This is a genomic window from Clostridium sp. AM34-9AC (assembly GCF_003480225.1).
Lineage (GTDB): Bacteria > Bacillota > Clostridia > Lachnospirales > Lachnospiraceae > Acetatifactor > Acetatifactor acetigignens.
This window is the reverse complement of sequence record NZ_QUIU01000002.1, coordinates 209,839-223,264: the sequence shown is the minus strand read 5'-3', so window position 1 is coordinate 223,264 and position 13,426 is coordinate 209,839. Positions and strand designations below refer to the sequence as shown.

At 48.6% G+C, this 13,426-nt stretch carries 16 protein-coding genes; 1 reads left to right on the top strand and 15 read right to left on the bottom strand.

The window, feature by feature from the left end:
• Positions 1-21: 21 nt before the first annotated feature.
• Positions 22-507, bottom strand: coding sequence for a stage V sporulation protein AB (locus DW835_RS02100; protein WP_022313040.1), 486 nt, complete (start codon positions 505-507; stop codon positions 22-24).
• A 232-nt stretch (positions 508-739) separates the two neighbouring features.
• Here DW835_RS02100 and DW835_RS02095 point away from each other — a divergent pair, with 232 nt between their 5' ends.
• Positions 740-1,258, top strand: coding sequence for an acyl-CoA thioesterase (locus tag DW835_RS02095; RefSeq protein ID WP_118730597.1), 519 nt, complete (start codon positions 740-742; stop codon positions 1,256-1,258).
• On the opposite strand, the gene DW835_RS17885 is transcribed toward DW835_RS02095, so the two are convergent.
• The 14 genes from DW835_RS17885 to DW835_RS02040 form a co-directional block, all read right to left on the bottom strand.
• Complete coding sequence (locus DW835_RS17885) at positions 1,255-1,428, bottom strand: hypothetical protein (RefSeq protein ID WP_182430206.1); 174 nt, start codon at positions 1,426-1,428, stop codon at positions 1,255-1,257. The two genes, DW835_RS02095 and DW835_RS17885, sit on opposite strands and share 4 nt — an antisense overlap.
• Entirely contained in the window at positions 1,425-1,739 is a 315-nt protein-coding gene (locus DW835_RS02090) for a hypothetical protein (RefSeq protein WP_118730596.1), read from the bottom strand. Before DW835_RS02090 ends, DW835_RS17885 begins: the two co-directional genes overlap by 4 nt.
• A gap of 19 nt (positions 1,740-1,758) precedes the next feature.
• Positions 1,759-2,457 carry a metallophosphoesterase gene (locus tag DW835_RS02085; RefSeq protein WP_118730595.1) on the bottom strand — a complete coding sequence of 233 codons (699 nt, stop codon included), beginning with the start codon at positions 2,455-2,457 and terminating at the stop codon, positions 1,759-1,761.
• A gap of 140 nt (positions 2,458-2,597) precedes the next feature.
• Positions 2,598-3,026, bottom strand: coding sequence for a hypothetical protein (locus DW835_RS17880; protein ID WP_118730594.1), 429 nt, complete (start codon positions 3,024-3,026; stop codon positions 2,598-2,600).
• 1 nt (position 3,027) lies between these two features.
• Positions 3,028-3,162 carry a hypothetical protein gene (locus tag DW835_RS18595; RefSeq protein ID WP_279221257.1) on the bottom strand — a complete coding sequence of 45 codons (135 nt, stop codon included), beginning with the start codon at positions 3,160-3,162 and terminating at the stop codon, positions 3,028-3,030.
• A gap of 239 nt (positions 3,163-3,401) precedes the next feature.
• On the bottom strand, positions 3,402-4,109 hold the full coding sequence (locus DW835_RS02075; protein ID WP_118730593.1) for a hypothetical protein: 708 nt from the start codon (positions 4,107-4,109) through the stop codon (positions 3,402-3,404).
• A 30-nt stretch (positions 4,110-4,139) separates the two neighbouring features.
• Positions 4,140-5,285 carry a glycoside hydrolase family 25 protein gene (locus DW835_RS02070; protein ID WP_022313045.1) on the bottom strand — a complete coding sequence of 382 codons (1,146 nt, stop codon included), beginning with the start codon at positions 5,283-5,285 and terminating at the stop codon, positions 4,140-4,142.
• Positions 5,286-5,586: 301 nt separating this feature from the next.
• Positions 5,587-6,354 (bottom strand): SigB/SigF/SigG family RNA polymerase sigma factor, encoded by a 768-nt coding sequence (locus tag DW835_RS02065; RefSeq protein ID WP_117464822.1) that lies wholly within the window; start codon positions 6,352-6,354, stop codon positions 5,587-5,589.
• Between the two features lie 3 nt (positions 6,355-6,357).
• A complete protein-coding gene (gene spoIIAB, locus DW835_RS02060) occupies positions 6,358-6,840 on the bottom strand; it encodes an anti-sigma F factor (protein WP_227064248.1) in 483 nt (160 codons plus the stop codon).
• Positions 6,841-7,012: 172 nt separating this feature from the next.
• The gene (locus tag DW835_RS02055; RefSeq protein WP_022313048.1) at positions 7,013-7,321 is read right to left on the bottom strand and encodes an anti-sigma factor antagonist; all 309 of its coding nucleotides are present in this window, start codon (positions 7,319-7,321) and stop codon (positions 7,013-7,015) included.
• A gap of 123 nt (positions 7,322-7,444) precedes the next feature.
• Positions 7,445-8,860: a tetratricopeptide repeat protein gene (locus DW835_RS02050; RefSeq protein WP_118730592.1), complete on the bottom strand. Its 1,416-nt coding sequence runs from the start codon at positions 8,858-8,860 to the stop codon at positions 7,445-7,447.
• Between the two features lie 11 nt (positions 8,861-8,871).
• Complete coding sequence (locus DW835_RS17875) at positions 8,872-9,021, bottom strand: hypothetical protein (RefSeq protein WP_022313050.1); 150 nt, start codon at positions 9,019-9,021, stop codon at positions 8,872-8,874.
• Positions 9,008-10,390 (bottom strand): folylpolyglutamate synthase/dihydrofolate synthase family protein, encoded by a 1,383-nt coding sequence (locus DW835_RS02045; RefSeq protein ID WP_182430205.1) that lies wholly within the window; start codon positions 10,388-10,390, stop codon positions 9,008-9,010. The genes DW835_RS17875 and DW835_RS02045 overlap by 14 nt, the downstream gene beginning before the upstream one ends.
• A 68-nt stretch (positions 10,391-10,458) precedes the next feature.
• Positions 10,459-13,137, bottom strand: a complete 2,679-nt coding sequence (locus DW835_RS02040) for a valine--tRNA ligase (RefSeq protein ID WP_118730590.1) — start codon at positions 13,135-13,137, stop codon at positions 10,459-10,461.
• Positions 13,138-13,426 lie beyond the last annotated feature (289 nt).

Genomic DNA, 13,426 nt, shown 5'->3' with positions numbered 1-13,426 from the left:
CCTCCGGAAGAATTCCCCTGCTTATTGCACGGTCCGATGCAGTTCTGTGGCAAAATAAAACAGTGACCCGCAGATCTTTCCCGCTGCCATCCCCAGAATGGCCCCGCCCAGCCCGTGGCGGAAAGAGATTCTTCTGGCAAAAATAGGAATACTGTCCAGCATCTCAGCAATGGCCAGCGCCAGACAGCCGATGAACATTCCGGCAAACAGCCCGAAAACCGCCTGTGCTCCAATGCCCGCTGCCGTCCACAGCCTCATCTGTTCCGGGAAGTGTTCCCGCAGATAATTTCCCCACTGACTGTACTCTGGGAAAATCGTAACAAAACATCCCGCCAGCGTCCCGAAAATGACCATTTCCTCATAGAGAAGTACATAACGTGCGGTATGGGTCTTGCCTGCGAACCGGGGGATCAGCCCCACCGCCACCAGCACTGTAAACACTCCGGCTGCCGACAGCAGGCCGTAACTGGCCCCGGTTACTATGAGCAATAATTGTCTGATCAGCATCTCCGTTCCCCTTTCGCAAAGTTCTGCTCCCGGCAGTTATCAAAGGATCTGCAAATGATCTTTTTCTGCACACAATAGAATATCCCAAAACCGAAAATCATATACGGATGGCATTTTTTTCCAAAATGTGCTATACTATCTTTATATATGTGCAGACGCTGCCCCACTTACTGTTTGCGTCGTTTTGAGTGAAGAATTTTAGATTTCAAAATATATGTGAGGTTTTACAACTATGAATACAGCAGATACGACTGAAAATACAGAAAAAAAGACGAGTACACTTCCCGCAAAAAAAGTCTCCGATTCCGAGACCCATCAGCTGCACGTAGTCATTCATCCGGATATCAACGGCTTCGGCAGACTGTTCGGCGGAAGACTTTTGGAATGGATCGACGAAGTAGCCGGTGCCACCGCCAGAAGACATTGCGGCAGAGATGCCACCACCGTAGCCATCGATAACCTGTATTTCAAATCCGGTGCCTATCTGAATGACATTATCGTACTGATTGGCAAGGTCACCCATGTAGGACATACCTCTATGGAAGTACGCGTGGATACCTACCGCGAGGAGCAGGACGGCACCAGACACCCCATCAACCGGGCTTATTTTGTCATGGTAGCCATGGGCGACGATGGAAAGCCCACTCCGGTTCCCGGCCTCATTTTAGAAAACGACGGGGAACGCATGGAATGGGATAATGCCATTAAGAGAAGAGAGTTAAGATTAGTTCGTAAGAAGGAAGGATTCTAAATCCGATTCTCGTCGCATCCGCAGATGGGAGGACTCAGGAATCTTCGATTTCCCGGATAATAGATCAACGGTTCGATCACATTATGGTAGTTTTCCCGATACAGATCATCTCTGATCCAGAAGATCTTTCCGTAATCCTCATGTATCTGAAAAGAGATAAACTTTTTCATGATTCTTCCTTTTCATTCTCTGAAAGCACGATCACCAGCCGCTTTGGCGGCAATGTATCCGCATCGGGATTATCCTCCATACCGATTCCATATACGGGCCTGTCATCGTATTTCTCCGGTATGTTATCTCTGTACTTATACATTTCACCGGACCAGTTGTCTCTGTCCACTACAGAAAAATATCCGAATATCTGTAAATAAGGTTTCAAGTCCCGAAACAAAAGCTTTCCTTCCGTACTCCGGACAATATCTCGGGGTTTCTGATACAATACGATCTCCACCCGGTCGATGTAGAAATAATTCCTGTACATAAATATCCTCCTCCCGTTTTCAGGCGTAAAATCGCTCTTTTGTCTCCAGACAGAGACAGGCAAGTCTTCCACCGGCAAAGCCACATCCGCAATCTAAGAGATATACGTTATGTCTGTCGTTGCACCAGATGGAATTGCCCGGCTCGTCCAGATATCTTCTGTCCTTCTTCCACACAATGCTGTCCGTGGGTGTATGACCGCACATGGAGATATATCCATCGATACCTTCAAAGAAAAAGCAGTCAATATCCATCGTCCCCCGCATGTAATATCGGTCCTCCTCCCGGACATCCGGATGAGAAGTCATGGCATGGGCAAACAGATATTTCTTTCCCTCCAGCTCCAGTTCCTTCTGTAGCGGCAGTCCCTTGATCAGATCAGCAATGTTCCGCATGTCTACTTCGGTAATACGCTGTCGCAGCAGTTCAAAACTATTGTAACCGTAGGGAGCTAATTTGTGCCGTTTTTTCTCCGGAGTATTAAAATACTCATAAGTGTAATTTGCCAGCCAGTCATCGTGGTTGCCTCGTATCCAGGAGCACCTTCCCTGCAAGCCGGCAAGGGCACAATATACCCCGAAGGGGTCCGCAGTTTCTCCACCCCGGTCAAACACATCACCAAGGACGATCAGTTCATCATCCCTGGTGATATTGATCTGCTTTAGGATCTGTTTCAGTTTCTTCAGGTCGTTATGTATGTCGCCGATAACATAATGCATATCCTTCCTCCTTTTCTCATTTCCTTCGGTAGCACTTCTGATATCTGTCGAGCTTTCTGGAAGCGGGATCGCTCCTTGCTTCTGTTCCCCTTCGCCTCATATACCGGCGTATGCTTATAGCTTCTGCTCATTCAGACTCCTTAATATACTTTGTCCCATATAGTTTCTGCCTCACCCGCGAACCCGCTGTGCTCTCTACTTCTCATCCTGCACCTCTTCCATCTCCGGAAAATCTGCCTCCAGATGTCCGAGAAATCTTTCCCTTCTACGGCCTCCATGCCAAAGGGGATTCGGAAAAACTGATATTCAAAGCGGTCCTTTCTCTGGGAATCCACCCGCTCCTCTTCCTCCGCAGGAATCTCGCAAGAATCCCATGTCAGACATTCTCCACCGGCTTTATGCATGCTGTTCCCGCTGCTTATTCCTATGCATTCCTCCCTGCCGGGAAGTTCTGGCTGTAATATATTATGTGGTGAAAACCGGGGAATCGCAATATGCTCTTCCTCACACTTTTTACTACCATGTCTGCGAGCCGTTTCATAATCCGCGAAGACACGCCTGCTCTGCATATTATGTATATTCAGAGCCGTTAATCAGTTCCTTCAAATACTTCACTGCCAGCCGTCTGTTTCCCGTACCTTCTCTGAGTGTCACCGGGATCACATATTTTTGAAGCTGCGGCAGCAAAGAATAGGAAAAGTCCATTCTATAGAGTTGAGATAACAGTTCCTGCAAAGTACTGTAAAATCAATGTTTTTGTAAATAAGTGGTAGTATATTTAGAAAATAAAATGATTTTTGGATATGGGGATATGGATAAGGTTATAAAAAATTTCTGGCTACATAAAACGAGACGGCCGCAACCGTCTCGTTTAAAGTCTTACTTTTAAAAAGTATCATTATTTGTATTATAGGAGCTATATTCGCAAGTGAATGAATATCTATTCAGGCTTTCAATTTGTCTCTTTCTTCAATCATTTTTTTTGCGTTTTCGAAATATTCCTTCCAATCCTTATCCGTTGCGTTTGCTAATTTACTGGGACCATAACTCCAAAATGGTATTATTTCTTTATGCGGGTCCTTATCCACAAAATAACACTCAAATTTATTGGTCTTTACATAATCAACCCACTTGGCTTCTTCTTTTATGTCATTCTCATGTATGTTTTTCAGTTTTGCATCCCAATTATCCAAGGCACCACCCCTGGATGTCACTGCTGCACTTGTCATATTGCCCACGGCATAAACTGATCCAAGGAACCCCATAAATGCATCTATAACGTCTTTTTCTATTTTTTCCCCTGTTTTTTCATGCCGAATTTTTGATAAGCTTCCTCGGAGTTGCTCTTCATCCTTCCCCATAGGAATCAGTTCCAATAAGACTTCCTCCAATTCTTTCCTTGATTTTTGCATTAACTCCTTCTTATTTCCCAATAAAAAGATTTTAGTCGGAGTCCACCAGCTTGTCATGATATCATTTCTCATCTTTTTATCACTCTGCTTCGGCATCAGTGAAGCATCTGCTACGCTATTTTCAACATCTCCAGGATATAATTTAGAAAACATAAGAGAATTATATAACATATTATTGTTGTCCCAATCCTTCGACAGCTTCACAAATTCGTCCAGTAATGTCCTTCTACAGTCTTTCATCTAGATCTTCTCTTTCATCGTAATCACCCTTTAGAAGTCCCCGAACCAGATATTCAGATCCACTTCCTCATTAATACCGTCCACAGCACCTTTTTCGCTGTACTGCCATACCTTATAGGCATACGGATAATACAGATCATCATTATAATAAGCGAACCACTTATCGTACTGTTCCAGCTGTCCCAGATCCAGCATCAGTGTTCCCATCTCCATGTTGTGATAGATCATGGGCTTGTAGCCGGCATCCTGGATGGTCTGGCAGAACAGGGCGGTCAGGCGGGTTCTCTCTTCCACGCTCAGTTCGTTGGCACGGCCCTTGCCGCCGCTGACTTTTTCCACGTCGAAGACGATGGGCAGTTCGATGTTATAAGGTTTTACCTTTTCCAGTACCAGATTGGCTTCTTCCAACAGTTCCTCGTCTGTGATGGCCTGAGAGTAGAAGTAGACACCTACTTTGATTCCTGCCTGTAATGCTCCCTTGACATTCTGCTCAAAGTATTCGTCCTCCACCAGCTTACCCTCAGTGCCGTAGCCTCTGAGGCCTACACGGATGAATGCGAATTCCACACCGTCTGCGGCTACCTTGGTCCAGTCGATATTGCCCTGATGCTTGGAGACGTCGATTCCCTTGTGGGATACTACCTGACCGTCCTGCATATACTGCACTTCTCCGTCCTCGAGAATGTTCAGGTTCTCCAATACATAATCATTTTTCTGCAAATCATCACGAATGGGTACGAAATTAAAGGTTCCGTTGCTCACAACGACCAGTTCATTGGGATAGTAAGGACGCAGGGTCTCTACCATGGTAGTGCCGGAGGTCAGACCATCACGGATCCCGGAGAGGATCTTGTTCTCTTCCTCGTCCTCAGCCTGCTGCTTTGCTTCAGCGATCAGGGCATCCACTTCCTCCTGCGTATAGGTCTTCACCACTTCCTGTGTGCTCTCTTCCGTCTGGCTTCCGGCTTCCGCTGCTGCCGCCAGATCGTTGGCATTATTCTGGAACTTGCTGTCGATCCAGGAATACAGGATTCCCGCAACATACGTTACCAGTACTAACACCAGCAGGCATCCGGTCATGACCAGAATGGATGCTATGGTGTTGTTTTTCTTACGCTTATTTGCTCTGCTCAGACGATCCTCGGGGATCCGTCCGTTTTCATTTTGTTTTTTCATAAGTACCCCTGCTCTCCTTTTTCATGCTGTCTCTCTATAACTATGCAGCATTGCGGTCTATAAGATTATATATAACTATTCAGAGCCGTGCAAGTTATGGCAATATGTACGTCGAATGCTTGCATTCGTAAGAACATTTGACATAATTTATACGGCGAAATAACCACATAAGCAAAAAGCAAGCTCTGAAAGAGCGTTTTTGCGAATGCGGGCTGAATAGTTCCTTCATATAATATAATCGAATTTCCGACGGAAAGGAAGAGGAAAAAATTTGTTTTATGAATTATTAATGAATTGGCCCTTATCCGGCCATCTCCCGCATTTCCCGCAGGATCTTTTTCTCCAGACGGCTGACCTGCACCTGACTGATTCCCAGGATCCCGGCGATCTCCGTCTGGGTCTTATTCTGAAAATAGCGCATACGGATCAGCTCCCGGTCTCTCTCCGGAAGCTCCCCAAGCAACTGTGCCAGCAGCATCTGATCCAGCAGCCTGTCCTTCTCCACATCATTTTCCACCGCACCGCTGCTTCCCATGCTGGCTCCCACACAGCCGTGGGCCGCGGCCACCACCCGGTCCGCCAGACACAGCTCGCTGCCGTCCTCCTGCCCGCTGCTGCTATAGAGGGATTCCACCTCCGCTCCGGCCTCCATGGCCAGAATCACATCTTCTCTGTCCAGCTGTGCCTCCTCGGACAATTCTTGTAAGGTGGGCTCCCTGTGCAGTCTGCTCTGTAAACGCTGTCTTGCCAGTCTGACCTTCAGCCCATCCTCCTTGATGGTACGGGATACCTTTAACAGACCGTCATCCCGCAGAAACCGTTTGATCTCCCCGGTGATCATGGGGACGGCATAGGTGGAAAACCGTACCTCCAGCTTCAGGTCAAATTTATCGATGGCTTTCATCAGACCGATGACACCGATCTGGAACAGATCCTCCGGGTCATAGCCTCTCCCCAGGAATCGTTTCACGATATGGTGTACCAGTCCGAGATTTTTCTCGATCAGTACTTCTCTTGCTTCTTTATCTCCGCTCTGTGATTTTCCGATGAGTACTGATACTTCTTCCATTCCTCAGTCCTCTTTTCCGATCCAGTCTCCGCAGCGCATTTTCTTCCACATATGTACTCTTGTGCCCTTGCCCGGGATGCTCTCCACTTCCAGCTCATCCATGAAGGCTTCCATAAAGGCAAATCCCATGCCGGACCGTTCCAGTTCCGGCTTCGTGGTAAATAACGGTTCCATGGCTCTGGCCACATCCTCGATGCCTTTTCCCTGATCCGATACCTCGATGGAAAGCGTATCGTTCTCAAGAATGCAATGCAGTCTTACCTTTCCCGGATGGATAATGCTGTACGCCGGGCGCATCTCCCCATGCTTCGTATAACCGGACAGATTCTCGTATCCATGGATAATGGCATTGGTTACTGCCTCCGATACTGCGGTCTTGATATCCGCCAGTTCTTCCAGTGTGGGATTCAGATGGGTAATGAAAGCCGCCACCGCCACTCTGGCAAAGCTTTCATTACAGGAGACCGCGTCAAATACGATCTCCATCTCATTCCGGCTGCCCTGCGTTCTCTGCTGCAAAAGTTCTTTTTCTTCCGTCACCTGAATGTTTTCCCTCTCTGCTACCATGTTCTCCTCATTTCTGCGCCTATTATTGCACTGTTTTTCATAATTTTTTGAATAATTTCTTTCATTTTCGACAGAATCTTCCTTCCAACGTTTAACCCGGCAGGATCTCGACGATCTTGTGAAGCCCGGACATACGGAAGATCCGCTGGATCTGCCGGTCTGCATGGATCGCATAGACATGTCCGCCGAAGCAGGAAATCTTGCGGTACCGCCCCATGATGATCCCGATCCCGGAAGAATCCATGAACCGGGTATCCTCAAAATCAAACACTACATTTTCCACGTTTTCCCTGACCAAGAGCCTGTCCGCCCCTTCGCAGATATAGGAGGCTCTGTGGTGGTCCACTTCCTCCGGCATGCGCACCATCAGGCAGTTATCAATGATCTGAAAGTCTTCCATATTTCCTCACATTCCGCTGTTTTCCAGCATTTTTACTCAAAAGAAAAGAGAACCCGCGCTTTACTTTACGCAAGTTCTCTTTCGTGTGTTGTGTGTCATTGTCTGATGGTATGTTGTTCTTCCCTACTGTGCCGTATTCTCTGCCAGCTGGGAACGATATCTCTGGGCACTTCTGGCCGTCTCCGTATCCGGGAACAGCTCTATGATCTTGTCATAGGTGGTGATGGCATTCTGGGCATCGTCACTCTTACGGTAAGAGTTGCCCAGGCTCAGCCAGGCATCCTTGTTGGTCTCATCGTAAATAACTGCCTTGGACAGGTTCTCGATGGCCGTCGCGTAATCCTCGCTGCGGTAAGCATTGTAGCCTGTCTCATAATACTGTGCGGACAGCTGCGGCCCGATCAGGCCAAGCAACGTCTTGTACAGCTTCTGGAATGCTTCGGAAGTACTGTCCACATCCACGGATGCCGAAATGCTTTCCAGGTTAGCCGCCGTCTGGGTAATATCCTGCGTCTCCAGATATGTGGTGGCTGCCGCTAACAGGCTGTCGATGGTCTGTAGCGTACCGTCGGTTCCCACATACCCCTGCAGTTCCTGATTCAGCGTATCATTCTCTGTCTGCAGTGCCTGCATCCGGGTCTCCAGTTCCTGGATCCGGGAGGTCTTGGTGTCTAACTGATTGCCGATGTCGGTGATGGTCTTCTGGGCCTCATTGTTGGCATTGGATACCGCTGCCGGAACCACCAGAAAATACATCACGGCCAGACCAATGATCAGACCGATGGCAATATTGATCAGGGAAGAGAGACCTGCACTCTTCTGCTCCTTCACATTCAAAGGCTGAATGATGATCTCATTGTCACTCTGGTAGCGAACCGCATCATCCTTCTTCCGCCGGCCGGTCTGCTTGCTATTCTCGTCCGGAGTCAGCTGCATCTCAACTTCCTTCAGATACCGCAGGGTCAGCGTATTGTTGCGGTCAATGTCCATGCACTTACGCAGTTCTCTCTCCGCTCTGTCCCACTGTTCACTGTCCATATAAAGCAGGGCTAACAGCTGATGTGCCCGGATGAACTTCGGGTTCAGGGACAGTACCTTTTTCAGCTGGATGATAGCCAGATCCTTGCTGTCCTGATTGCAATAGACCAGTGCCTGATTGTATTTCTTGATGGTCTGGTTAATGGCATCCAGGCGGGCCGCATTGGACTGCAGCATATTGATGTAATCGTCCGCGATATTTTTCTCAGGCCGCATATTTTTGCTGATGACCCATTCGCTCAGTGCCGCAACGACCTCTCCGGTCTCAAAATACACCAGTCCCAGCAGATTTCTGGCTTCGATATTGTTCTTATTAAATTTCAGGCTCTGCCGTAAGCTGTTGATCGCACCTGTGAGATCCCGTACTCCTGCTTTCTCCAGACCGTCATTGTAGAAACGGTTGGACATACACATGATCTTCTTGTAGAGGGATACATCTGCTCCGCAGGACGTACAGAAATCGTGCTCTGACAGATGGCAGCCGCAGTTATAACAAAACATGCTCTCCCTCCTTATTTCTCTTCTTTTTCTTCGGATTCTTTTATCATTTTCACCAACAGATCCGCCGCATCGGTCAGATCCTGATTGTAGATAGCTTCCTCAGCGTCTTCCACTTCCAGGCTGGGATGAAATTTCTTCAGTTCTTCTTCAAAATTGATCATGGTCCAAAGACTCCTTTATTTCCCCGACAAGATACAGGCTTCCCGCGATATAGAGCCGTTCTCCTGGCTGTCTGCCCGAGACTTCCGTCCGCAGTGCCGTATCCGCTTCCGTATACATAGTAAACCGGTCTTCCGGATAAGCTGCCAGTAAACCTTTCAGTTCTTCCAGCGAAAGCGACCTCGCCGTCCGCATATGCGTAAAAGCGATCCGGTCGAATAATCCCGACGTGATCACCCTCTGTATCATATGCCTGCAATCCTTATCCGCCGCCACACCAAATAACAGTCTCCTGCCCTCCGTGCAGCCGTCCTGTTCCACGGTATCCAGAAAAGCCCGGATGCCGTCATCATTATGCGCACCATCCACGTACACCTCCGGAAGTACTTCTTCCATGCGTCCCTGCCAGAAGCAGCCAAGGATTCCCTGTCGGATCTCTTCCACAGTGGGACACCCGGCTGCGGCACACATTCTGCCGTCAGGCATGTCCGTACTGCGAAACAGCACTTCCACGGCCCGCACTGCCAATGCCGCATTTTCCATCTGGTAGCGTGCAATGGTATGCAAAGTAAGACTAATATAATTATAATACTCAGAGCGCAAGGAAAAATCAATGTATTTCTTCCGAAATCCAAGGAAAGTATAGTCCTTTTTCGACACCGGTATCTGTATCGCACCAAGTTCTGACGCTTTGCGGCAAATTACCGCACTGGCATCCGCATCCCCGTCCAGATACACCACCGGAACACCGGGGCGCAGGATCCCTGCCTTTTCCGCAGCGATCTTCGCCGTGGTGTCTCCCAGATACTGTACATGATCCAGACTGATCCGCGTAATGACGGTCAGGAGCTTATTGTCCACATAATTCGTGGCATCCAGTCTGCCCCCCAGTCCGGTCTCAATGATGCAGTAGTCTGGCTTTTCTTCTGCAAAACAGAGTAATGCCATGCAGAAAAGATATTCATAAAAGTTGAGTACAAATTCCGGGAGTGCTTCTCCTTCCGACAGCAAGACTCCCGGGTTAACGGAATTTGCCTCCTGCAGCGCATCCCCTACTGCACAGTAAACCTGTAAAAAAGCTTCTTCGGATATCATTTTACCATTGACGGCAAAACGCTCCCGCATATCCACCAGATGAGGTGAAGTAAATACGGCCGTGCGATAGCCTGCTTCCCGCAGGATCGAACTCATGTAGGCACAGACAGAGCCTTTTCCATTGGTACCCGCCACATGAATGATCCGAAGATCCTTCTCAGGATTTCCCAGTTTCTTTAAAAACCATTTAAGGTCCCTGCTGTCCGCAGGATTTTTTTTAACAGTAAAGCGGGGCATATCCTTCAGATATGCCACCGCTTCTTCAAACGTTATCATGTCATTACCGAATCTCATCGTATTCCTTATGCTTTACGTTCTTTTTATTCTGTACGTTTCGTTGCAGATCATGCCAGCTGTTCTAAGCGCTTTGTCACCTGTTCCATCATCTGCTCGTATTTTGCCAGCTTTTCCTTCTCCTCTGCGATCTTCGCTTCGGGAGCCTTGGACAGGAATCTCTCATTGGACAGCATTCCCCTGGAACGTGACAGCTCGCCTTCCAGTCTCTTCTGCTCCTTCTTCAGTCGCTCGATCTCCTGTGCGATGTCTACCAGCTCTGCAAACGGAATGTACAGGGTTGCACCGGGGATCACTACGGATACCGCATCCTCTGCGATTCCGGTCTTGTCAGCCTGGATCATGATCTCATTCGCATAAGCAAGGCTTGCGAAGAACAGCTTACCCTCCTCAAAAATCCTGCGGATCTCGTCATTTTCGCTGACTACATACACACTTGCCTTACGGCTGGGTGCTACGTTCATCTCAGTACGGATGTTGCGGATACCGCGAACGGCTTCCTTAATCGTTTCTATGGCCTTCTCCTCTGCGGGGAATGCACGATCCTCGCTGTACTCCGGCCACTTGCTGATCATGATGGACTCTTCTTCATTCTGAATGGTGCAGAAGATCTCCTCAGTGATGAACGGCATGTAAGGATGTAACAGCTTCAGGGCGTCGATCAGGACAGTCTTCAGCGTCCACAGTGCCGCATTCTGGCTGACTGCATCGTCGGTGCTGTACAGACGGGGTTTTACCATCTCGATGTACCAGTCACAGAACTCATCCCAGATAAAGTCATATACCTTCTGTACGGCGATACCCAGCTCGAAGTGATCCATGTTATCGGTCACATCTTTTACCAGAGTATTTAACCTGGACAGGATCCACTTATCTACGGGCTGTAAATCTGCTGCCGCAGGGGTGGTGATATCTTTTCCGGTCTTCTCCAGCGCCTGCTCCATGTTCATCATGATGAAACGGGAAGCATTCCATACCTTGTTGGCGAAGTTACGGCTGTTCTCTACTCTCTCATAGTAGAAACGCATATCGTTGCCCGGTGCGTTGCCGGTGATCAGGGTCAGACGCAGTGCATCGGCACCGTACTGGCTGATGATCTCCAGAGGATCGATACCATTGCCCAGAGATTTGGACATTTTCCGTCCCTGACTGTCACGTACCAGTCCGTGGAACAATACGGTCTTGAAAGGCTTCTCTCCCATCTGCTCGTATCCGGAGAAGATCATACGAATAACCCAGAAGAAGATGATATCATAACCGGTTACCAGGACATCGGTAGGATAGAAATACTTCAGATCCTCGGTCTGCTCCGGCCAGCCCAGGGTCTCAAAAGGCCACAGTGCGGAGGAGAACCAGGTATCCAGCGTATCGGGATCCTGTGTAAAGTGGGTGCAGCCGCACTTGGGACATACCTTCGGCATCTCCTTGGCTACGACTACTTCACCGCAGTCATCGCAGTAATATGCGGGAATCCTGTGTCCCCACCACAGCTGACGGCTGATACACCAGTCGCGGATGTTATCCGTCCAGTTGAAATAGTTCTTCTCCATACGCTCGGGGATCAGCTTGATCTCACCATTTTTCACTGCTTCTCTTGCAGGTTTGATCAATTCATCCATCTTAACGAACCACTGGTCTTTTACCATAGGCTCGATGGTGGTCTTACAACGGTCATGGGTACCTACGTTGTGTACATGATCTTCGATCTTTACTAACAGGCCCATCTGATCCAGTTCTTCCACGATGGCTTTTCTCGCCTCATAGCGGTCCATGCCCTCGAACTTGCCGCCGTTTTTATTGATGGTGGCATCATCGTTCAGGATATTGATCACAGGCAGATCATGACGCTTGCCCACCTCAAAGTCATTGGGGTCATGAGCGGGGGTGATCTTAACGACACCGGTACCGAACTCTCTGTCTACATAAGCATCCTCAACGATGGGAATCACACGGTTTACGATAGGAAGCAGTACCTTTCTGCCATGCAGATGGGTGTAACGCTCATCATCGGGATGAATGGCTACTGCGGTATCACCTAACATGGTCTCGGGACGGGTAGTGGCAAAGGTCAGAAACTCTGTGGTGCTGGGCGTTCCGTCCTCGTTCATCAGCGGATACTTGATGTGCCAGAAATGTCCTGCCTGCTCCTGATATTCTACCTCTGCATCGGAGATGGAGGTATTACATACGGGACACCAGTTAACGATACGGGCACCCTTGTAGATGTAGCCTTTTTCGTGCATCTTCACGAACACTTCGGTCACAGCCTTGTTGCAGCCCTCATCCATGGTGAAACGCTCTCTGTCCCAGTCGCAGGAAGAACCCAGTTTTTTCAGCTGACCAATAATACGTCCGCCGTATTCCTTCTTCCACTCCCAGGCTCTCTCTAAAAACTTTTCACGACCCAGATCGTGCTTGTCGATGCCTTCTTCCTTCAGCTTCTGGATGATCTTGACCTCGGTAGCGATACTTGCATGGTCGGTGCCGGGCTGCCACAGTGCGTTGTAGCCCTGCATTCTCTTATAGCGGATCAGGATATCCTGCATGGTGTTGTCCAGTGCATGACCCATGTGGAGCTGTCCTGTGATATTTGGGGGCGGGATCACGATAGTGAAGGGAGTCTTACTGTGATCTACCTCCGCATGGAAATACTTTTTGTCAAGCCACTTCTGATACAGTCTGTCTTCTATGCCGCTGGGGTCATAGGTCTTGGCTAATTCTTTGCTCATTTTGTCCTCCTTTTTTTGCATTTGCTCCTATTCAGACCTCATGCGCAAAATCGCATCTACGATGCTTTCCTTTTGCTTATTGAGGTTACTTCGCCCTATAAATCCGCATGGATATTCTTACGAATGCAAGCATTCGACACCTATCCATGTGAATTTACATGGCTCTGAATAGTCGCAAAAAAGCCCTCTGCTGACTCTCGTCAGCAAAGGGCGTCAGTAACGCGGTACCACCTTTGTTCACAGCTTGCGCTGCCTCGTGACTTCTTACAAAGTCCTATCCGGTAACGGG